This is a genomic window from Planomonospora antibiotica, from assembly GCF_014647955.1.
In the GTDB taxonomy this organism is placed as follows: domain Bacteria; phylum Actinomycetota; class Actinomycetes; order Streptosporangiales; family Streptosporangiaceae; genus Planomonospora; species Planomonospora parontospora.
Map to the genome: position 1 here is coordinate 49,138 of NZ_BMQE01000013.1, position 19,179 is coordinate 68,316.

General features: G+C 73.2%; 19 protein-coding genes and 1 riboswitch. Of the genes, 13 read left to right on the forward strand and 6 right to left on the reverse strand.

What is annotated here, in order from left to right; translation table 11 throughout:
* The first annotated feature begins 18 nt into the window (after positions 1–18).
* The 3 genes from IEZ06_RS14655 to IEZ06_RS14665 all read left to right on the forward strand — a co-directional run bounded on the left by IEZ06_RS14655 (position 19) and on the right by IEZ06_RS14665 (position 2,972).
* Positions 19–1,539 (forward strand): glycerol-3-phosphate dehydrogenase/oxidase, encoded by a 1,521-nt coding sequence (locus tag IEZ06_RS14655; RefSeq protein WP_189237246.1) that lies wholly within the window; start codon positions 19–21, stop codon positions 1,537–1,539.
* Positions 1,540–1,637: 98 nt separating this feature from the next.
* A complete protein-coding gene (locus tag IEZ06_RS14660; protein ID WP_189237247.1) occupies positions 1,638–2,555 on the forward strand; it encodes a sucrase ferredoxin in 918 nt (305 codons plus the stop codon).
* A 102-nt stretch (positions 2,556–2,657) separates the two neighbouring features.
* Positions 2,658–2,972: a WhiB family transcriptional regulator gene (locus IEZ06_RS14665; RefSeq protein WP_012893126.1), complete on the forward strand. Its 315-nt coding sequence runs from the start codon at positions 2,658–2,660 to the stop codon at positions 2,970–2,972.
* A gap of 114 nt (positions 2,973–3,086) precedes the next feature.
* Here the strand turns inward: IEZ06_RS14665 and rsgA are convergent, their stop codons facing one another.
* The 3 genes from rsgA to IEZ06_RS14680 form a co-directional block, all read right to left on the reverse strand.
* Positions 3,087–4,205: a ribosome small subunit-dependent GTPase A gene (rsgA, locus tag IEZ06_RS14670; RefSeq protein WP_189237248.1), complete on the reverse strand. Its 1,119-nt coding sequence runs from the start codon at positions 4,203–4,205 to the stop codon at positions 3,087–3,089.
* A 234-nt stretch (positions 4,206–4,439) separates the two neighbouring features.
* On the reverse strand, positions 4,440–5,699 hold the full coding sequence (glyA, locus tag IEZ06_RS14675; RefSeq protein WP_189237249.1) for a serine hydroxymethyltransferase: 1,260 nt from the start codon (positions 5,697–5,699) through the stop codon (positions 4,440–4,442).
* 32 nt (positions 5,700–5,731) lie between these two features.
* Positions 5,732–5,814, reverse strand: a riboswitch (ZMP/ZTP riboswitch).
* Positions 5,807–6,805: a YihY/virulence factor BrkB family protein gene (locus IEZ06_RS14680; protein WP_229798149.1), complete on the reverse strand. Its 999-nt coding sequence runs from the start codon at positions 6,803–6,805 to the stop codon at positions 5,807–5,809. It overlaps the preceding riboswitch by 8 nt.
* 213 nt (positions 6,806–7,018) lie before the next feature.
* Between IEZ06_RS14680 and IEZ06_RS37170 the strand changes: the two genes are divergently transcribed.
* The 6 genes from IEZ06_RS37170 (at position 7,019) to IEZ06_RS14700 (ending at position 10,808) form a co-directional block, all read left to right on the forward strand.
* Positions 7,019–7,144, forward strand: a complete 126-nt coding sequence (locus tag IEZ06_RS37170; protein WP_268245601.1) for a hypothetical protein — start codon at positions 7,019–7,021, stop codon at positions 7,142–7,144.
* A gap of 113 nt (positions 7,145–7,257) precedes the next feature.
* Entirely contained in the window at positions 7,258–7,341 is an 84-nt protein-coding gene (locus IEZ06_RS37645; protein ID WP_373293860.1) for a putative leader peptide, read from the forward strand.
* A 164-nt stretch (positions 7,342–7,505) separates the two neighbouring features.
* Positions 7,506–9,188, forward strand: a complete 1,683-nt coding sequence (locus IEZ06_RS14685; RefSeq protein ID WP_189237251.1) for a nitrite/sulfite reductase — start codon at positions 7,506–7,508, stop codon at positions 9,186–9,188.
* Positions 9,185–9,328, forward strand: coding sequence for an Insertion element protein (locus IEZ06_RS14690; protein ID WP_068895933.1), 144 nt, complete (start codon positions 9,185–9,187; stop codon positions 9,326–9,328). The genes IEZ06_RS14685 and IEZ06_RS14690 overlap by 4 nt, the downstream gene beginning before the upstream one ends.
* Positions 9,325–10,053 (forward strand): phosphoadenylyl-sulfate reductase, encoded by a 729-nt coding sequence (locus IEZ06_RS14695; protein ID WP_189237252.1) that lies wholly within the window; start codon positions 9,325–9,327, stop codon positions 10,051–10,053. The genes IEZ06_RS14690 and IEZ06_RS14695 overlap by 4 nt, the downstream gene beginning before the upstream one ends.
* Positions 10,050–10,808, forward strand: coding sequence for a sirohydrochlorin chelatase (locus IEZ06_RS14700; protein ID WP_229798151.1), 759 nt, complete (start codon positions 10,050–10,052; stop codon positions 10,806–10,808). The genes IEZ06_RS14695 and IEZ06_RS14700 overlap by 4 nt, the downstream gene beginning before the upstream one ends.
* Here IEZ06_RS14700 and IEZ06_RS14705 read toward each other — a convergent pair.
* The 3 genes from IEZ06_RS14705 to IEZ06_RS14715 all read right to left on the reverse strand — a co-directional run bounded on the left by IEZ06_RS14705 (position 10,794) and on the right by IEZ06_RS14715 (position 12,959).
* Positions 10,794–11,513, reverse strand: a complete 720-nt coding sequence (locus IEZ06_RS14705; RefSeq protein ID WP_189237253.1) for a hypothetical protein — start codon at positions 11,511–11,513, stop codon at positions 10,794–10,796. The two genes, IEZ06_RS14700 and IEZ06_RS14705, sit on opposite strands and share 15 nt — an antisense overlap.
* A complete protein-coding gene (locus tag IEZ06_RS14710) occupies positions 11,510–12,022 on the reverse strand; it encodes a SigE family RNA polymerase sigma factor (RefSeq protein WP_189237254.1) in 513 nt (170 codons plus the stop codon). The genes IEZ06_RS14705 and IEZ06_RS14710 overlap by 4 nt, the downstream gene beginning before the upstream one ends.
* A gap of 85 nt (positions 12,023–12,107) precedes the next feature.
* Complete coding sequence (locus IEZ06_RS14715; protein ID WP_189237255.1) at positions 12,108–12,959, reverse strand: DUF1707 SHOCT-like domain-containing protein; 852 nt, start codon at positions 12,957–12,959, stop codon at positions 12,108–12,110.
* 149 nt (positions 12,960–13,108) lie between these two features.
* Between IEZ06_RS14715 and IEZ06_RS14720 the strand changes: the two genes are divergently transcribed.
* The 4 genes from IEZ06_RS14720 (at position 13,109) to glgX (ending at position 19,110) form a co-directional block, all read left to right on the forward strand.
* Positions 13,109–14,551 (forward strand): ankyrin repeat domain-containing protein, encoded by a 1,443-nt coding sequence (locus tag IEZ06_RS14720; RefSeq protein ID WP_189237256.1) that lies wholly within the window; start codon positions 13,109–13,111, stop codon positions 14,549–14,551.
* A gap of 150 nt (positions 14,552–14,701) precedes the next feature.
* Complete coding sequence (locus IEZ06_RS14725) at positions 14,702–16,342, forward strand: isovaleryl-CoA dehydrogenase (protein ID WP_229798153.1); 1,641 nt, start codon at positions 14,702–14,704, stop codon at positions 16,340–16,342.
* A gap of 48 nt (positions 16,343–16,390) precedes the next feature.
* Complete coding sequence (locus tag IEZ06_RS14730; RefSeq protein WP_068895948.1) at positions 16,391–16,819, forward strand: OsmC family protein; 429 nt, start codon at positions 16,391–16,393, stop codon at positions 16,817–16,819.
* 161 nt (positions 16,820–16,980) lie between these two features.
* Positions 16,981–19,110, forward strand: coding sequence for a glycogen debranching protein GlgX (glgX, locus tag IEZ06_RS14735; protein ID WP_189237258.1), 2,130 nt, complete (start codon positions 16,981–16,983; stop codon positions 19,108–19,110).
* Positions 19,111–19,179 lie beyond the last annotated feature (69 nt).

Genomic DNA, 19,179 nt, shown 5'->3' on the forward strand with positions numbered 1-19,179 from the left:
CATCCTCCGGAGGTCTCGGTGAACTCCTCCCTCAACGCCGCCCGCCGCTCCCGCGAGCTCGCCGAGCTGGCCGGCGGCCGGACCGTCGACGTGCTGGTGGTCGGGCTGGGCGCCACCGGCGCCGGCGCGGCCCTCGACGCCGCCTCGCGCGGCCTGTCGGTGGCCGCGGTCGACGCCTTCGACCTGGCCTTCGGCACCTCGCGGTGGAGCTCCAAGATGATCCACGGCGGCCTGCGCTACCTCGCCAGGGGGCAGCTCGGGGTGGCGCACGAGAGCGCGGTGGAGCGCGGCGCCCTGCTCGCCCGCACCGCGCCGCACCTGGTGCGGGCCCAGCCGTACCTGCTCCCGCTGACCCCGGAGGTCTCCCGACGGCAGGCGGCGACGGTGATGGCCGGCTACCGGCTCGGCGACGGGCTGCGCGCCGCCGCGCGCACGCCGCGCCGCCTGCTGCCCGGCCCGTCCCGGATCTCTACCGGACGGGCGCGCGAGCTGGCCGCCCCGCTGCGGGCCGGCGGCCTGCGCGGGGCGCTGCTGTCCTGGGACGGGCGGCTGGTCGACGACGCCCGGCTGGTGGTGGCGCTGGCCAGGACGGCCGCCGCGCACGGCGCGGCGATCCTGACCCGGTGCCGGGCGCTGGAGCTGGACGGCGCCGGGGCGCGGGTCCGCGACGAGCTCACCGGGGAGACCGCCACGATCCGGGCGCGGGCGGTGATCAACGCCGCCGGAGTCTGGGCCGCCGGGCTCGACCCGCGGATCCGGCTGCGCCCGTCGCGCGGCACCCATCTGGTGCTCCGCCCCGAGACCCTGCCGGGGCTGCGGGCCGGCCTGCACGTGCCGATCCCGGGAACGGGCAACCGCTTCGCGCTGGTCCTGCCCCAGGCCGACGGGCGGGTCTACGTCGGGCTGACCGACGAGCCGGTGGAGGGGCCGGTCCCGGACGTGCCGGAGGCCCCCGAGGAGGACGTCGCGTTCCTGCTGGACGTGCTCGACTCGGTGCTGGAGGCCCCGGTCCGGCGCCAGGACGTGGCCGGGACCTTCGCCGGGCTGCGCCCGCTGCTGGCCGCCGGGGGGCGCACCGCCGACCTGTCCCGGCGGCACGCGCTGCTCGCCTCCGCAGGCGGGGCGGTCACGGTCGTGGGCGGCAAGCTCACCACCTACCGGCGGATGGCCGAGGACGCGGTCGATCTGGCGGTGCGCTCGCGCGGCCTGGACGCGGGGCCGAGCCGTACGGCGCGGCTGCCCCTGGTCGGCGCCGTCCCGGCGGGGACCCGGCCCGCCGACCGGCTGGCCGGGCGGTACGGCAGCGAGGCCGGGGCCGTGCGCGCCCTCATGGAGCGCGACCCGGCGCTGGCCGAGCCGCTGCCCACCGGGGTCACCGGGGCCGAGCTCGTCTGGGCGGTCCGGCACGAGGGAGCGCTGGACGCGGCCGACCTGCTGGACCGGCGGACCCGGATCGGCCTGGTGCCGCAGGACCGGGAGGCGGCCCTGCCCGCCGCGCGGGCGGCGCTCGCCTATCCGGAGGAGCCGGACCGGGGCTGAGCTTTTTTCAAACCCGCCGCCATACCCTCGAAACCGTTAGGTTAGTCTTACCTAAGCCCGGATAGGGGGAGCGAGAGGGCTCGGGGAAGGGGGCACGGATGACGGCGAAGGGATGTCCGCACTCCGCGTTCAGCCATACCGCACAGATGCCGGTCCATGCCAGCGCGACGGTCGGCGCCCGCTTCTGGCTGCTCATCGAGCACTCCGGGCCCTGGGCGTCCCATCTGGAGGACTGCGACCTGCCCGAGGACGTGCGCACCCTCGTCGAACGGGCGACGAACCTCGGCGTCCGCCCCCAGCTGATCCGCCGGCCGGGCCGCCGGACGGCGCCCCCGGGACCCGGCGTCCACGTCATGGTGGGCGACGCGCGCGGCCCCGAGCCGTGGCTCGCCGAGGCCGTGATCGCAGACCCGGACGATCTTGACCTGGACGCGCTGGCGGCCGGAGTGCTCCCCAAGTCCTGCATACTGGTGAGTGAGCCGGTTTTTCTGGTCTGCACGCACGCGAAGCGCAACGTGTGCTGCGCCCGCATTGGACTTCCCCTAGCTCGTTCGCTGGCCGAGGTTTGGCCGGACAGAACATGGGAAACATCACATGTTGGCGGCGATCGCTACGCCGCCAATCTCGTGTGCTTGCCACACGGCCTCTACTACGGCAGCATGTCTCAGGCTGCTGCGATCGCAGCAGCGGACGCGTACCGGTCCGGCGAGGTTGTTCTCGACCGTTTCCGGGGGCGCGCGGGCATTCCTGAGCCACTGCAAGCTGCCGAGCATTTCGTCCGTGCCCACACGGGAGAGCTCTCGGTCGGCGGAGTGGCCGTGGAGTCCTCCAGGTCGGACGGCGAAGCCACCGAGGCCATCGTGCGCGGTAGCGACGCTCGTTTTCGGGTAGTGGTTGAACCCATGACGCTCACGGCGCCATGTGGTACGGCTTGCGCCGACACGATCACCACCTATCGGCTGGTCATGCTGGACAGGCTCACGTCTGTGCGGTACGCCACGCCCGTGCCGGCCTGATCGGGGAACATCGCGGCTGATCCACGCGTTGGCACCAAGGATGTCAAAAGCGTCCAATGCGGCAGTAACCCGAAATTCTTCTCACTAGAAGGTGGTTTTCTCATGTCTCAGGTACGTCGGCAGACCGCCCGTCCTCGGCCCAGCTGGGGCTGGCAGGATGACGCCGCGTGCCGGGGCGAGGACCTCGTGCTCTTCTTCGGTCCCGATGGCGAACGTCAGCCCGAGCGTGACATCCGCGAGCGCAAGGCCAAGGCCATCTGCGCCCAGTGCCCCGTCCGCGCCGAATGCCTGGACTACGCGCTGTCCCGTCCGGAGAAGTACGGCACCTGGGGCGGTCTGAACGAGGACGAGCGCGCCTCCGAGCGTCGTCGTCGCATGCGCCGCGCCGCCAGCGCCGGCATCAGCGCCGTCGCCTGAACACCTCCACCCGGCTTCCCCCCCGTACGTGTGATCTCGCTGATCCCCTGAACCCGCAGCGAGATCACACGTCGTCGCATCCGGGCCCGTCCCCTCGGGCCCGGATCCCTTGCGTCAGGGCCGGTTACGTCCCGGCTTCCGCATCTCCTTGTGGATGACCTTCCACTTGCTCTGCAGCTCCTTGCGGAGCCGCGCGTCGGTCCGCGAGGCCATCCAGGCGGCCTCCCGCTGGAGCTTCCGCCAACTGGCCAGCCGCCGCTCGGGGAGCGTGCCGTCCTCGATCGCCGCGACGACCGCGCAGCCCGGCTCGCTGTCGTGACCGCAGTCGGCGAACCTGCACTCCCCGGCGAGCTCCTCGATGTCGGCGAAGACCGCCTCCACGCCCTCGCCCATCTCGTACAGGCCGATGCGGCGGATGCCGGGCGTGTCGACGACGAGCCCGCCGCCGGGCAGCGGGATGAGCTCGCGGTGCACCGTGGTGTGCCGGCCCCGGCCGTCGCCCGCGCGGACCTGCTGGGTCTCCATCACCGCCTCCCCGGCCAGGGCGTTGACCAGCGTGGACTTGCCCGCGCCCGAAGCACCCAGCACCACCGCGGTGCGGGAGCCCTCCAGGTAGCCGCGGACGAGGTCCACGCCCTCGCCGGTGACGGAGCAGACGGCGTGCACGTCCACGCCCGGCGCTGCCGAGGCGACCTCGTCCATCAGGAAGCCGAGGCCGTCGCCGATCAGGTCGGCCTTGGTGACCAGGACCACCGGGTGCCCCCCGCTCTCCCAGGCCAGGGCGAGCAGCCGCTCGATCCGGCCCAGGTCGGCGGTGTCGGTGGCGTGCAGGGCGGGCTCGGCGACGAAGACGACGTCGACGTTGGCGGCCAGCACCTGGCCCCGGGAGTCACCGGACAGGCCGCCCTGCGAGGTCCGGCCCACCCCTCCCCGGACGAAGGCGGTACGGCGCGGCAGCAGCGCCTCCAGTTCGAAGCGCCCCTCGGGGAGCCGGCGGAGCGCGGCCCAGTCCCCCACGCAGGGCAGGTCGACCGGGTCGGCGGCGGCGGCCCGCCGTACGCGGGCGCTGTAGTGGGCGGTCAGCTGGCCTTCGGCGCAGAGCACCTCGGCGGCGCCGCGGTCGACGCGGGCCACCCGGGCGGGCAGCGTCCCGGAGGGGAGCCCGGCGGCGAGGGAGTCGTTCCAGCCGAGCGAGGAGAGATCGTAGAAGTCAGGAAGAACTGACGAGGACAACGTGGGTACACCCTTTGTGGAAGACCGGGTGCCCCGCGCTGTGAAGTCGGCTAGGCGGACACCCGGAGGTTGACGGACGGCGGGGTCGTCAGAAAGGCCCGCATAGTCCTCACCTCCCTCTCGTGTCGTCGCCACCCGTCATCACCGGGCGGCATGTGGCCGGGTCCACTATAACGCGGACCCGGCCGGTGTCCGCAAACGCTTTTCCGCCCGCGCGCCGCGCGGGCGGTCAGGTCACAGGCCGGGGGCCGGGAAGCGCGAGGTCAGCTCGCGCACCTCGCCCTGCACGCGGGCGACGACGTGCTCGGCCTCGTCCTCGCCCTTGGCCAGGGCGGTGACGACCTGGTCGATCCAGACGCCGATCTGCCGCATCTCGTCGGTGCCCATGCCCCGGCTGGTCACGCCGGCGGTGCCCAGCCGGATGCCCGACGGGTCGAACGGCTTGCGCGTGTCGAACGGCACCGAGTTGTAGTTGGTCTCCAGCCCGGCCCGGTCCAGGGCCTGGGCGGCGGGTTTGCCGCCGACGCCCTTGGGGGTCAGGTCCATCAGGATGAGGTGGTTGTCGGTGCCGCCGGAGACCAGGTCGAAGCCGCGGGAGTTCAGCTCCTCGGCCAGCGCCCGGGCGTTGGCGACGACCTGGTGGGCGTAGGCCTTGAACTCCTCGGTGGCGGCCTCCCTGAGCGCCACCGCGATGGCGGCGGTGGTGTGGTTGTGCGGGCCGCCCTGCAGGCCGGGGAAGACGGCCTTGTTCAGCGCGGCGGCGTGCTCGTCGGAGGTGGCCATCAGCATGGCGCCGCGCGGGCCGCGCAGCGTCTTGTGCGTGGTGGTGGAGATGACGTCGGCGTGGCCGACCGGCGACGGGTGCGCGCCGCCGGCCACCAGGCCGGCGATGTGCGCGATGTCCGCGGCGAGGACCGCGCCGACCTCGCGGGCGATCTCGGCGAAGGCCGGGAAGTCGATCGTGCGCGGGATCGCGGTGCCGCCGCAGAAGATCAGCTTGGGGCGCTCGCGGAGGGCGATCTCGCGGACCTCGTCCAGGTCCACGCGGCCGGTGTCCTTGCGCACGCCGTACCGGACCGGGTTGAACCACTTGCCGGTCGCCGAGACCGACCAGCCGTGGGTGAGGTGGCCGCCGAAGGGCAGGCCCATGCCCATCACGGTGTCGCCGGGCTGCAGGAAGGCCATGTAGATCGCGAGGTTCGCGGGCGAGCCGGAGTAGGGCTGGACGTTGGCGTGGTTCACGCCGAACAGCGACTTGGCCCGCTCGATCGCCAGCGTCTCGATCTGGTCGATGACCTGCTGGCCCTCGTAGTAGCGCTTGCCCGGGTAGCCCTCGGAGTACTTGTTCGTGAGCACGGTGCCCGTGGCCTCGAGCACGGCCTTGGAGACGTAGTTCTCCGACGCGATCAGCTTGACCGTGTCGGTCTGGCGGCGCTCCTCCGCCTTGATCAGATCGGCGATCTGCGGATCGACGCTGGAAAGAGAACCACTCATGGCGCCTTCACTCCCTGCCTACGTTGACGACACGCGGAGACCCAGGCGCGCGGCCTCCGCCGTTTTCCGCTCCCCGGTGGTTGTTCCACCAAATGCGCCAGTCGCGCTTAGACGATATCGGACCGTCCCCCGCGGCTGACCCGTCCCGTGCCGTCGGCGGGCCAGAGCCGGTCCACCTCGGCGTTGAGCGTGGCGCCGATGAGCACGGCCAGGGCCGTGATGTACAGCCACAGCAGGACAGCGATCGGGGAGGCCAGCGAGCCGTAGATGGACACCGGCGTGAACCAGTCGGCCAGCACCGCGCGCAGCACCGCGGCGCAGGCGATCCAGATGATGAGCGCCAGCACGGCGCCGGGCATCTCCCGCCACCAGCGCGTGCGGACCGGCACGCTGACGTGGTAGAGCAGGGTGAGGAAGAAGACGGATCCGACGACCACCACCGGCCAGTAGAGCACGTCCACCAGCCCTCCGTAGTCGCGCGGCAGCGTGCCGCGCAGCGCCTCGGGCCCCAGCACCAGGACCGGCATGACCAGCAGGCCGCTCAGCAGGCCCGCGAGGTAGAGCCCGAAGGACATCAGGCGGGTGCGGATGATGCCGCGCTCCTCGCCGAGCCCGTAGGCCACCGTGATCAGGTCCACGTAGACGTACAGCGCCCGCGAGCCCGACCAGAGCGCGAGCACGAAGCCCAGCGAGATCAGCGAGACCTGGTTCTCCGGTCTCAGCACGTCGTCGATGAGCGGGGTGACGACGGTGTCCACGGCGTTGTCGGTGAACAGCAGGTGGGCCTGCCGGTCGATCCAGAGGCTGACGTCCTGCACGGTCTCCGGCCCGAACACCTTGGTGAGCTGGCCGACCACGCCGATCAGGCCCAGCACGAACGGCGGGAGCGACAGCAGCGCGAAGAAGGCCGCCTCCCCCGCCAGGCCGGTGACCCGGTAGGCGACGCCCGCGTTCGTGGTGGCCACCGCCAGCGCCCACGTGCCGGTGCCGCGCACCCAGGAGAGCCCGGCCCGCAGCCTGGCGCTGTGGCGGCGCAGCCTGGAGTGGCCCCGCGGCCGTCGCCGCTTCGGTCCCGGCCGCCGCGCCGAGGCATCAGTGGACGTCATGGCATCCAACGGTATTCCCCCGCGGCCCTGTCCCACGAATCCGGCCGGCGATGATCTGCGCCCTTCCGCTGCCCGTGCGACCTGCGGAGAAACCGCCGGGAGCGGGGCGGGGGGCACCCTCCGGCCGCGCCCGCGCCGCGGGGCCTCCCGGGGCGGGGCCTCCCGGGGCGGGGCCTCCCGGGGCCGGGACGGACCCGGCGGCACAATGGAGGCATGATCTGCGACTCCTGCAAGGACCGCCGCCACGAGGACTGCCGGGGCGGGTCGTGGTGCGACTGCCAGCACCAGCCCCCCGCCGAGCCCCGGGAGTCCCCGCTGGACTGGCCCCGCCAGGGCTGAGGCCGTACCTCCGGGGGCCGGTCCCCGGCTCGAGCCAAAGCCCGGACCAAGACCACGTCCAGAGTGTGGACCCGATATTGGACATCCCGGGCCGCCAAGGTATCGTCATGGACATGCCAGCGGACCCCATGCTCGTCGTGCGACGCCACGTCGACCTCCTGCGTGTCCGCAGCGCGATCTGTCGCAACGCCCGTTGACCGTCGCCCTTCGCTGACTTCACCCAGCTCGGCGCGCGACAGGCGTTCTTCCCCGGAGTAACCGCTTCCCGCGGAGCAGAACCGGCCCCCGCACTCGACGATGAGGCGGGAGGAGCCTGTGCGTGTCCGTCACGTCTTCCCACCATCCGTAAGGACGCGCACACATGACGACCCCGGCACGCCCGGCCAACCGCCACCACAAGCGCCCGAAGGGCGAAGGCCAGTGGGCTCTCGGCTACCGAGAGCCGCTGAACAAGAACGAGGAACTGAAGAAGAACGACGACGGGCTCAACGTCCGTCAGCGGATCATCGACGTCTACTCCAAGGGCGGGTTCGACTCCATCGACCCGGCCGACCTGCGGGGCCGGATGCGCTGGTACGGCCTCTACACCCAGCGCCGGCCCGGGATCGACGGCGGCAAGACCGCGGTGCTGGCGCCCGAGGAGCTCGACGACCGCTACTTCATGCTCCGCGTCCGCATCGACGGCGGCCGGCTCAGCCTGGAGCAGCTCCGCACCATCGCCGACATCTCCAACCTCTACGGCCGCGGCACCGCCGACGTCACCGACCGGCAGAACATCCAGATCCACTGGATCGAGATCGAGTCGGTCCCCGACATCTGGAAGCGGCTGGAGGCGGTGGGCCTGTCGACCACCGAGGCCTGCGGCGACGTCCCCCGCGTCATCATCGGCTGCCCGCTCGCCGGGATCGACAGCGACGAGGTCCTCGACGCCACCGACCAGGTCCGCCGGATCTACGACGACTACGTCGGCAACCCGGACTTCTCCAACCTGCCGCGCAAGTTCAAGACCGCGCTGAGCGGCTGCCCGGCGCACTGCACCGTGCACGAGATCAACGACGTGGCCTTCGTCGGCGTCGTCAACGAGCGGGGCGAGGCGGGCTACGACCTGTGGGTCGGCGGCGGCCTGTCGACCAACCCGATGCTCGCCAAGCGCCTGGGCGTCTTCGTCACCCCCGAGCAGGCCTCCGAGGTCTACGGCGGCGTGATCGGCATCTTCCGCGACTACGGCTACCGCCGCCTGCGCCACCGGGCGCGGCTGAAGTTCCTGGTCAGCGACTGGGGCGTCCAGAAATTCCGTGAAGTTCTCGAATCCGAGTACCTCGGGTACACCCTGCCCGACGGCCCCGCTCCCGCGGCGCCGCGCAGCGAGCGCCGCGACCACGTGGGCGTCTTCCCGCAGAAGGACGGCAACTTCTACGTCGGCTTCACGCCCCGGGTCGGCCGCCTCAGCGGGGACAAGCTGCACCTGATCGCCGACATCGCCGAGCGGCACGGCTCCGGCCGGGTCCACACCACGATCGAGCAGAAGATGGTCGTCCTCGACGTCGCCCCCGACCGGGTGGACGGCCTGGTGGCGGAGCTGGAGGCCAACGACCTGCAGGTCAACCCCTCCACCTTCCGCCGCCAGACGATGGCCTGCACCGGCATCCAGTTCTGCAAGCTGGCGATCGTCGACACCAAGGACACCGCGTCCCACCTGATCGACGAGCTGGAGGCCCGGCTGCCGGACTTCACCGAGCAGCTGACCATCAACGTCAACGGCTGCCCCAACTCCTGCGCGCGCGTCCAGACCGCCGACATCGGCCTGAAGGGCCAGCTGGTGGTCAACGACGCCGGCGAGCAGGTCGAGGGCTTCCAGATCCAGCTGGGCGGCTCGCTCGGCGCCGACTCCGGCTTCGGCCGGAAGGTCCGCGGCCTGAAGGCCACCGCCGCGGAGCTGCCCGACTACGTCGAGCGGGTGCTGCGCACCTTCGAGAAGCAGCGGAACGAGGGCGAGACCTTCGCCGCCTGGGCGCGGCGGGCCGACGACGCGGACCTCAAGTGAGCGGCAGAGCGGTCCCGTTCCACTGCCCGTACTGCGGTGAAGAGGACCTGGAGCCCTACGAGGGCGACGGCGGCTGGTACTGCCGCTCGTGCGCCCGCGCCTTCAAGCTGAAGTTTCTCGGAATCGGAGTGGTGAGATGACCCTGGTGGACGTGGAGATCGGATTACGCCAGCAGCGCGACGCGCTCGACCTGCAGGACATCGTCGAGTCCGCCGCGCGGTTCCTGGAGGACGCCCCCGCCATCGAGATCATCCGCTGGGCGGCGGCGACCTTCGGCGACCGGCTCTGCCTGACCGCGTCGATGAGCGACGCGCTGATGATCGACCTGGTCAGCAGGGTCAAGCCGGGTGTGGACGTGTTGTTCATCGACACCGGCTACCACTTCGCCGAGACGATCGGCACCCGGGACGCGGTCCGGCAGGTCTACGACGTCAACGTGATCGACGTGCGGCCGTCCCGGACGGTGGCCGAGCAGGAGCGCGACCTCGGGCCTCGGCTGTTCGGCCGCAACCCCGACCTGTGCTGCTTCCTGCGCAAGGTGGAGCCGCTCAACCGGGCGCTGGAGCCGTACCTCGCCTGGGTGTCCGGCATCCGCCGCGACGAGGCCAGCACCCGCGCCGGGATCAAGGTCGTGGAGTGGGACGCCAAGCGCCAGATGGTCAAGATCAACCCGATCGCCCGGTGGACCCAGGACGACGTCGACAACTACATGGCCGACAACGGGGTGCTGGTCAACCCGCTGCACTACGACGACTACCCCTCGATCGGCTGCGCCCCCTGCACCCGCCAGGTGGCCCCCGGCGAGGACCCGCGCAGCGGCCGGTGGGCCGGGATGGGCAAGACCGAGTGCGGCATCCACACGTGAGCCGCACCCCGCTCCCGCGGGTCCGGCCGGTCCCGCTGATCGCCGTGGCGCACGGGTCCCGCGACCCGCGCGCCGCCGCGACCGTGGAGGACCTGCTGGACCTGGTGAGGCAGGCGCGACCGGGGCTCCCGGTGCGGGCCGCCTACCTCGACCACGCCCCGCCGACGCTCGCCGGGGTGCTGGCCGGGCAGGCGGAGGCGGCCGTGCTGCCGCTGCTGCTCACCGAGGCCTACCACAGCCGGGTGGACATCCCCGGCGCGCTGGCCGAGGCGGCGGCCCGGCAGCCGCGGCTGCGGGTGCACCGGGGCGCGACGCTGGGCCCGCACCCGCTGCTGACCACCGCCCTGGAGCGGCGGCTGGCCGAAGCGGGCGTGGCCGCCGGCGACCCGGAGACCGCGGTGGTGCTGGTCTCGGCGGGCTCCAGCGACCACCGGGCCAACGCGACCGTCGCCCGGATCGCCCGCGACTGGGCCCGGCGCGGCTGGTGGTCGGCGACCGCCGCCTACGCCTCGGCCGCCGCGCCCACGCCGGAGGCGGAGGTCCGGCGGCTGCTGGCCGCCGGGGCCCCCCGCGTGGTCGTGGCCCCCTACCTGCTGGCCCCCGGCCACTTCGCCGACCGGATCCGCGCGAACACCCTCGCCGCGGGCGCGAAGACCGTGGCGGACGTGCTCGGCGCGGCCCCGGAGGTCGCCTCCGTGCTGCTGGAGCGGTACGAACAGGCCCTGGGGACGGCCGAGCGCTCAATCACCGCTTAGCGGGTAGCCACCCGAAGGCGCCGGCACGGACTCGTCGGCGAACCGGCAGCCGGGACCGCTCTGACACGGCTCGCTCCGGTAGACGTCCATCGTGATCCGCATGTCGGCGCGGCTGCGGCCCGCGAGCTCCACGACCCGCTGCGCGTCGTCCCCGTCGATCAGCGGGCGTCCCAGCTTCTCGACGGAGCCGGCGGGCACCACCGCGATCTCCAGCCGTTCCCGGGACGAGACCGTCGACAGGGCGGCGGTGAACTCTTCGCCCAGCCTCTGATCGCACACGTAGACGTTGTGGTACCTCCCGCCCTCCCAGAGCAGCACCTCCGCCTCCGGCGGGCAGTACACCGTGACCCAGGTCTGCTGACTCCGCGCCTGCCCGGGGACGTCGAACCTGATCCGCCTCCCCATGTCGGAGAAGCGCTCGGACAGGACGGTCGTGGTGACCAGGCGGGCGCCGTACCGCTTCTCCGGCTGGGACATGACGCCGGTCCAGACGTCCTCGGGGACCACGTCCGTGGTCCCGGCCGGCACGGTGAAGGCCGCCGCGACGGCGAGGCCCACCGCCGCGGCCCCGCCCGCCGCGCCGAGGCGACGGCGCCTGATGCGGCGGGCCCGCCGGTCGACGTCGGCCACGGTCACGCCCCTGCAGGGACCGCCGCCGCTGTCGGTGTCGAAAAGGTCGCGCAAGTCGTTCTCAGTGATCGTCATCTCAGCTCCGAGGTGAGCGCGGCCCGGGCCGCGGGATCGACGCGCAGCTTGGCCAGCGCCCTGGCGGCCTGGCTGCGCACGGTGGCCACCGAACAGCCGAGGACCTCGGCGATCTCCGCGTCGGGCAGGTCGGCGAAGTAGCGCAGGACCAGCACGGCCCGCTGCCGGGCGGGCAGCGCCGCGAGCACCGAGCGCACCTCGTCGCGCGCCCCCAGGCCGGCCGCCGGGTCGGCCGCCGGACCCCGGGCCGCCTCATCCGGGAGCGTCTCGGTCGGGATCTCGCCCTTCCACCTCCGCCGCCACCAGGTGGCGTGGGTGTTGGCCAGGATCCGGTACACGTACGGGTCGGGGTTCTCCCCGACCCTGCGCCAGGCGAACCACGCCTTGGCCAGCGCCGTCTGCAACAGGTCCTCCGCCGTGCCCCAGTCGCGGCAGAGGAGGTACGCGGTGCGCAGCAGACGGGCCGAGCGCTGCTCGACGTAGCGCTCGAAGTCGGCCCGGTCACGCATGCGGTAGTCCTCACTGATCGGTGGCAATCACCGATCACTACCGTCCGGCCCCCGCCGGGCGTTGCACGCCGCGGTGAATCCGTGCTCAGTGCTCCGGCGGGCGCGGCGGCTCGGGGGACTGCGGCGGGTGGGGCGAGTGGGACGACCGAGGCGCCCGGGGCGGCTCCGGGGGCTGCGGCGGGTACGGCCGGCCGTACGGGTCCTGCTGCGGGTGCGCCTGCCAGTGCGGCGCGTGCCCCAGGTGCCCCTCCCAGTGCGGGGCGGGCGGCGGCAGCTGCCGGTACGGCTCGCCCGTCAGCTCCCCTCGCAGCTCGCGCCACTGCTCCCGCCAGGCGGCCCAGGCCTTCTTGGACCTCCCGGCCCGGGCGTCGCCGATCACCTTGACGTCGCCCATGAGGGCGAACGCCCTGACCCGGATCAGCGGCACGTTCGCACCGGGGGGCGCCTCGAGCACGTCGACCCGCTTGTCCCCCATGATCGCGATGCCCTCGAGCTCGACGTCCACCCCGTCCGGGACGATGACCTTCACGTCGCCCATGACCGCCGTGGCGGTGATGTCCACCACGCCGGTGCGGACCTCGGCCTCCCTCAGGTCGAGCACGACGTCGCCCATCACGGCCACCGCACCGAGCTCGCCGTCGATGCGCCACTTGCCGCGCCGCTTGGAGTCGCCCATCACCGCCACGAACCAGCGCCGCGCCCGACCGCCCTTCCCCGCGGGCGCGGGCGCGTGGGCGGGTGCCGCGAGCTGACCGGCCGGCGGCAGGTCGGAGGTGATGACGGCAAGCTCGGCCTGGGTGACGGCGCTGTAGGCCGCCTCCGTGCGCTCGGTCAGCTCGCCGAGGGTCAGGCGCCCCTCGACCGAGGCGACCCGCAGCTGCTCGACGACGGCTTCCCGCTCGTCGTCCGACGCTCGAATTCCACCCGGATCACTCACAAGTCACAACATATCGCGAGTACCCCGGGCCGGTCTCCTCCCCGAGGAGGAGTCCGCCCGTCCACCGGACGGTGCAGGCACCCGCCGGCACCGCGCCGTGCGGTCCCGCTCCACCGGCGGGGACCCCGGTCCGCCTATGATCCGGAGGCATGTACCGAGAGCTTCTGGACGCCGTTACCGCCGGCGACGCCGAGCGGGCCGAGACCCTGCTGCGCAAGGGCGCGCCCGCCGATCCGGCGGACGGCGCGGAACCCACCGCGCTCTACCGGGCGGCGGCGGCCGGCCGCGCCGGCCTCGTGCGGGTCCTGCTGGAGGCCGGGGCCGACCCGGGCCGGATCAGCGGCGGTGAGGAGGAGGGGCTGCCGCTGTGCGCGGCGGCGGCCGGCGGGCACGTCGAGGCGGTCGAGGCGCTGCTGGCCGCCGGAGCCGACCCCGCCGGGCGGGAGGCCGGCGGGTGGACGCCCGTGCTCTGGGCGGCGGCCGGCGGGCGCGACGGGGCGCTGCACGCGCTCCTGGAGGCCGGAGCCGGGGCCGAGGACGCCAACGACGACGGCGACACCCCGCTCACCCTGGCGGCCCGGCGCGGGGCGCTGGGCGCGGTGCGGGCGCTGCTGGAGGCCGGGGCGGACCCGGCCCGGCCGGACGGCGAGGGCGACACGCCGCTGTCCATCGCCTACGACTGGCTCGGCACGCAGCTGGAGAGCGCCCTGCTGGACCAGGTCACCGACCAGGCCCCCGAGGACGCGGAGTTCGTCGTGGGACGCTCCCGCGCCGAGGACGGCACCGACCTGGTGACCGTCACGGCGGTGGACGGCGAGGGCAGGCCCGCCGTCCAGCTGGAGTGCCAGCGCGGCCACGCGGCCGTCGCCACCCTCCTGGAGGGCGCGACCGGCGAGTGGCTGCCCTTCGACGAGCTGGTCGAGCGGGCGCTGCCGTACCGCGACGTCGACGAGGAGGCGGAGACCTGGTGGACGGTGGCGGCCTCGCTGCAGAAGCGCGGCGACCGCCAGACCTTCGACGACGCCGTGCGCCTGTGCGTCAGCGAGGACCCGCGCCGGCGCGAGCTCGCCGTCGACGTGCTCTCCCAGTACGGCTTCACCGAGGACGCCAGGCCCTTCCTGGAGGAGAGCCTGCCCGTGCTGCGGCGGATGGCCGCCACCGAGGGCGACGAGCGGGTGCTGCGCTCGGTGCTCGGCGCGCTCGGCCACCACGCCGACCCGCGCGCGCTGCCCGAGGTCCTGGAGATCGTCACCGCCGAGGGCTGGACCCGTACCGAGGCCGATCCGGCGGCGCTGGCCGCGGTCCTGCCGCCCGGCCACGCCGAGGGACTGGCGCTGCTCGTCTCGATGACCTCCGACCCCGACCCGGACGTGCGCGACTGGGCGACCACGGGCCTGGCCGGCCTGGAGGAGGACACCCCGCAGATCCGCGACGCGCTGGCCGCGCGGCTCGACGACGAGGACCTGGGCACGGTGGCCGAGGCCGCGCGGGGGCTGGCCCGGCGGGGCGACCCCCGCGCCCGGACGGGGATCGAGCGGGTCCTGGCCGAGAGCGACGACGACTACGCCAGGGACATCGTCACCGGCCTCTGACGGCTCCTGACGACCGTGGGGTTACCCATCAGTATCCGGACGAATAGCCTCTGTCTCGGCATGCGGCCGTTCGCATGCCGAGACAGAGGCAGACGGAACCCCCGGCGACCGGCGAGGACGGGGCCGGGCGATCTCACGCGGAGGCCGCACGTGACCCACGACGTCTTCAACCAGGTCCCCCCGCTCACCGGTCACGACGTGTCCGCCGACGCCGCCCTCACCGAGGGCCTGGCCCGCGAGGGCGCCGGCTGGGCCCTGGAGGAGCTGCGCCGGCTCGGCGCGCTCGCCGGGACGGAGCAGGCCGCCGAGTGGGGGCGGCTGGCCAACGAGCACCCGCCGGTGCTGCGCACCCACGACCGCTACGGCCACCGGATCGACGAGGTCGAGTTCCACCCCGCCTGGCACGAGCTGATGACCGTGGCGGTGGCCGGCGGCCTGCACGCGGCCCCGTGGGCCGACCCCCGGCCGGGCGCGCACGTGGCCCGGGCCGCCGGGTTCTACGTCTGGAGCCAGGTCGAGGCCGGGCACGGCTGCCCGGTCTCCATGACCTACGCGGCCGTCCCGGCGCTGCGCCACGCCCCGGAGCTGGCCGCCGAGTGGGAGCCCCGGCTGGCCTCCCGCGCGTACGACTTCGGGCTCCGGCCCGCGGCGGCCAAGCGCGGCGTGCTGGCCGGGATGGCGATGACCGAGAAGCAGGGCGGCTCCGACGTGCGAGCCAACGCCACCCGGGCCGAGCCGCTGAGCGACGGGACCTACGCCCTCACCGGCCACAAGTGGTTCAACTCCGCCCCGATGTGCGACGTGTTCCTCGTCCTGGCCCAGGCGCCGGGCGGCCTGACCTGCTTCCTGCTCCCCCGCGTGCTGCCCGGCGGCACCCGCAACGCCATGCGCCTGATGCGGCTGAAGGACAAGCTGGGCAACAGGTCCAACGCCAGCTCCGAGGTGGAGTACCACGGGGCCGTCGCCTGGCGGGTCGGCGAGGAGGGCCGGGGCGTGCGGACCATCCTGGAGATGGTCAACATGACCCGGCTGGACTGCGTGATCGGCTCGGCCGCCGGGATGCGGTACGGCCTGCGCCAGGCGGTCCACCACGCCTCCCACCGCGGCGCGTTCGGCCGCCGCCTGGTCGAGCAGCCGCTGATGCGCAACGTCCTGGCCGACCTGGCCGTGGAGTCGGAGGCCGCGACCGCGCTGATGACGCGCCTGGCCGGGGCGACCGACCGGGCCGTCGCCGGGGACTCCCCCGACAGCGCCGCCGAGGCCGCGCTGCGCCGTACCGCGCTGGCCGTCGGCAAGTACTGGGTGTGCAAGCGGGCGCCGGTCCACGCGGCCGAGGCGATGGAGTGCCTGGGCGGCAACGGCTACGTGGAGGAGTCGCAGCTGCCGCGGCTGTTCCGCGAGTCGCCGCTGAACGGCATCTGGGAGGGGTCGGGGAACGTGGCGGCGCTGGACGTGCTGCGCGCCCTGGGCCGCGAGCCGGAGTCGCTGGAGGCGTTCCTGGGCGAGGTCGCGCTCGCCTCCGGAGCCGACCGGCGCCTGGACGACGCCGCCGACCGGCTGCGCAGGTCGCTGTCCGACCTGACCGACATCGAGTCCCGCGCCCGCCGGCTCGCCGAGGACATGGCGCTGGTCCTGCAGGGCTCCCTGCTGGTGCGGCACGCGCCCGCGGCCGTCGCCGACGCCTTCTGCGCCTCCCGGCTGTCCGGTGAGGGCGGCCGGGCCTTCGGTACGCTGCCCTCCGGGCTGGATCTTGACGCCGTCATCGACCGGGTCGCACACCCCGGCGCCTGAACGGCGTATGTTCGCTCATGAACATTGATCGATCGAAAGGACATCGCCATGGCGACGACCCGTACCGCGACGACCCAGTGGAAGGGTTCCCTGATGGAGGGCTCCGGCACGGTCGCGCTGGACTCCTCCGGCGTGGGCACGTTCGACGTGTCCTGGCCCTCGCGGGCCGAGCAGCCGGGCGGCAAGACCTCTCCGGAGGAGCTGATCGCGGCCGCCCACTCGTCCTGCTTCTCGATGGCCCTGTCGCACGGGCTGGCCCAGGCGGGCACGCCGCCGCAGTCGGTGGAGACGAAGGCCGACGTGACCTTCCAGCCGGGTGAGGGCATCACCGGGATCGTCATCTCGGTCCGCGCCCACGTCCCGGGCATCAGCGCCGAGCAGTTCCAGACCGCGGCCGAGACGGCCAAGGCCAACTGCCCGGTGAGCAAGGCCCTGGCCGGCACCACGATCAGCCTCAACGCCGAACTGCTGAGCTGACCGCCGCGCTCCCGCGCTCCCGCGGTCGTGTGCGCCCCCGTGCGGGCGGCGACCGCGTTCCGCGCCCCGCCCGCCGTACCGGTCCGCCGGTACGGCGGTGCAGGGCGGAAAAGGCAGGCGCACCCTGCGCGGGAGGCCCGACTGGAGGAGAATGGGGTTACATGCGCGAAGTCTGGCCGGGAGAGCCGTACCCGCTCGGTGCCACGTGGGATGGCGTGGGCACCGGTTTCGCCCTGTTCTCCGAGGTGGCCGAGCGGGTGGAGCTCTGCCTGTTCGGTGAGGACGGGCGTGAGGAGCGCGTCGACCTGCCCGAGGTCGACGGGTTCGTCTGGCACGGCTACCTGCCGGGCGTGATGCCCGGGCAGAGGTACGGCTACCGCGTCCACGGGCCCTACGAGCCGTCCCAGGGGCACCGGTGCAACCCTGCCAAGCTCCTCCTCGACCCCTACGCCAAGGCGATCGACGGCGAGCTGTCGTGGGACGAGGCGCTGTTCTCCTACCGGTTCACCGATCCGGCCGCGCGCAACGACTACGACAGCGCCCCCTTCATGCCGAAGAACGTGGTGGTCAACCCGTTCTTCGACTGGGGCGCCGACCGGCCGCCCCGCACGCCGTACCACCAGACCGTGATCTACGAGACGCACGTGCGCGGGCTCACCATGCGCCACCCCGCGGTCCCCGAGGAGCAGCGCGGCACCTACGCCGGGCTGGCCCACCCGGCGGTCCTCGACCACCTGCTGAGCCTGGGCGTGACGGCGGTGGAGCTGATGCCGGTGCACCAGTTCGTGCCGGAGCACGCGATGGTGGCCAGGGGGCTGACGAACTACTGGGGCTACAACACCATCTCCTACCTCGCCCCGCACAACGGCTACGCCGCCGGCGGCCACCGCGGCGAGCAGGTGCTGGAGTTCAAGGCCATGGTCAAGGCGCTGCACGAGGCGGGCATCGAGGTCATCCTCGACGTGGTCTACAACCACACCGCCGAGGGCGACCACATGGGGCCCACGCTCTCCTTCCGGGGCATCGACAACACCGCCTACTACCGGCTGCACGACGGCGACCGGCGCTACTACCTCGACTACACCGGCTGCGGCAACTCCCTCAACGTCCGCTCCCCGCACGCGCTCCAGCTCATCATGGACTCCCTGCGCTACTGGGTCCTGGAGATGCACGTGGACGGCTTCCGCTTCGACCTGGCCTCCGCGCTCGCCCGCGAGCTGCACGACGTCGACCGGCTGAGCGCCTTCTTCGACCTGATCCAGCAGGACCCGGTGATCTCGCAGGTGAAGCTGATCGCCGAACCCTGGGACGTGGGGCCGGGCGGCTACCAGGTGGGCAACTTCCCGCCGCTGTGGACCGAGTGGAACGGCAAGTACCGCGACACGGTCCGCGACTTCTGGCGGGGCAACGGCTCGGCGCTGCCGGAGTTCGCCTCCCGGCTGACCGGATCGGCGGACCTGTACGCCACCTCCGGCCGCCGCCCGGTGGCCTCGATCAACTTCGTCACCGCGCACGACGGGTTCACCCTGAACGACCTGGTCTCCTACGACCGCAAGCACAACGAGGCCAACGGGGAGAACAACCGCGACGGCACCGACGACAACCGGTCCTGGAACTGCGGCGCCGAGGGCCCGGTCGAGGACCCGGCGATCGTACGGCTCCGCCGCCGGCAGCGGCGCAACTTCCTGGCCACCCTGTTCATCTCCCAGGGCGTGCCGATGCTGGTCGCCGGCGACGAGATCGGCCGGACCCAGCACGGCAACAACAACGCGTACTGCCAGGACAACGAGGTCTCCTGGATCGACTGGTCGCTGGCCGGGACCGAGGCCGACCTGCTCGGCTTCGTCCGGGTCCTGTCGGAGCTCCGGCGCGGGCACCCGGTCCTGCAGCGCCGCCGGTTCTTCCACGGCCGCCCGGCCCCGGACGGCGTGCGCGACATCGTCTGGCTCACCCCGGCGGGGACGGAGATGTCGGCGGCCGACTGGCACACCGGTTACGCCAAGTCGCTGGCGGTCTTCCTCAACGGCGACGCCATCACCGAGCCGGGCCCGCGCGGCGAGCGGATCGTGGACGACTCGTTCCTGCTGCTGATCAACGCCCACCACGGGGACATGACCTTCACCCTCCCGGACGCGCGCTACGGCTCCGCGTGGCGGACGGTGCTGGACACCGCCGACGAGGCCCTCCGGGACGAGCCGTTCCCCGACGAGTTCTGGCCGCCGGAGTCCGTGATCGCGGTGACCGCGCGCTCGATGCAGATCCTCCGCTGCGCCAGGACCGCCCCGGGGTGAGCGCCCGCACCGGGCGGGGCGGCCGGTGCGGGCCGGGCGGTTCCCGGCCGCGGCCCGTCGGACCGCGGT

Bases quoted from the DNA above. Each gene is read 5' to 3' on its own strand.
- IEZ06_RS14660 (WP_189237247.1), top strand. From the start codon at position 1,638: ATGACGGCGAAGGGATGTCCGCACTCCGCGTTCAGCCATACCGCACAG.
- IEZ06_RS14665 (WP_012893126.1), top strand. From the start codon at position 2,658: ATGTCTCAGGTACGTCGGCAGACCGCCCGTCCTCGGCCCAGCTGGGGC.
- glyA (WP_189237249.1), bottom strand. From the start codon at position 5,699: ATGAGTGGTTCTCTTTCCAGCGTCGATCCGCAGATCGCCGATCTGATC.
- IEZ06_RS14680 (WP_229798149.1), bottom strand. From the start codon at position 6,805: ATGACGTCCACTGATGCCTCGGCGCGGCGGCCGGGACCGAAGCGGCGA.
- IEZ06_RS37170 (WP_268245601.1), top strand. From the start codon at position 7,019: ATGATCTGCGACTCCTGCAAGGACCGCCGCCACGAGGACTGCCGGGGC.
- IEZ06_RS37645 (WP_373293860.1), top strand. From the start codon at position 7,258: ATGCCAGCGGACCCCATGCTCGTCGTGCGACGCCACGTCGACCTCCTG.
- IEZ06_RS14685 (WP_189237251.1), top strand. From the start codon at position 7,506: ATGACGACCCCGGCACGCCCGGCCAACCGCCACCACAAGCGCCCGAAG.
- IEZ06_RS14695 (WP_189237252.1), top strand. From the start codon at position 9,325: ATGACCCTGGTGGACGTGGAGATCGGATTACGCCAGCAGCGCGACGCG.
- IEZ06_RS14705 (WP_189237253.1), bottom strand. From the start codon at position 11,513: ATGACGATCACTGAGAACGACTTGCGCGACCTTTTCGACACCGACAGC.
- IEZ06_RS14710 (WP_189237254.1), bottom strand. From the start codon at position 12,022: ATGCGTGACCGGGCCGACTTCGAGCGCTACGTCGAGCAGCGCTCGGCC.
- IEZ06_RS14720 (WP_189237256.1), top strand. From the start codon at position 13,109: ATGTACCGAGAGCTTCTGGACGCCGTTACCGCCGGCGACGCCGAGCGG.
- IEZ06_RS14730 (WP_068895948.1), top strand. From the start codon at position 16,391: ATGGCGACGACCCGTACCGCGACGACCCAGTGGAAGGGTTCCCTGATG.
- glgX (WP_189237258.1), top strand. From the start codon at position 16,981: ATGCGCGAAGTCTGGCCGGGAGAGCCGTACCCGCTCGGTGCCACGTGG.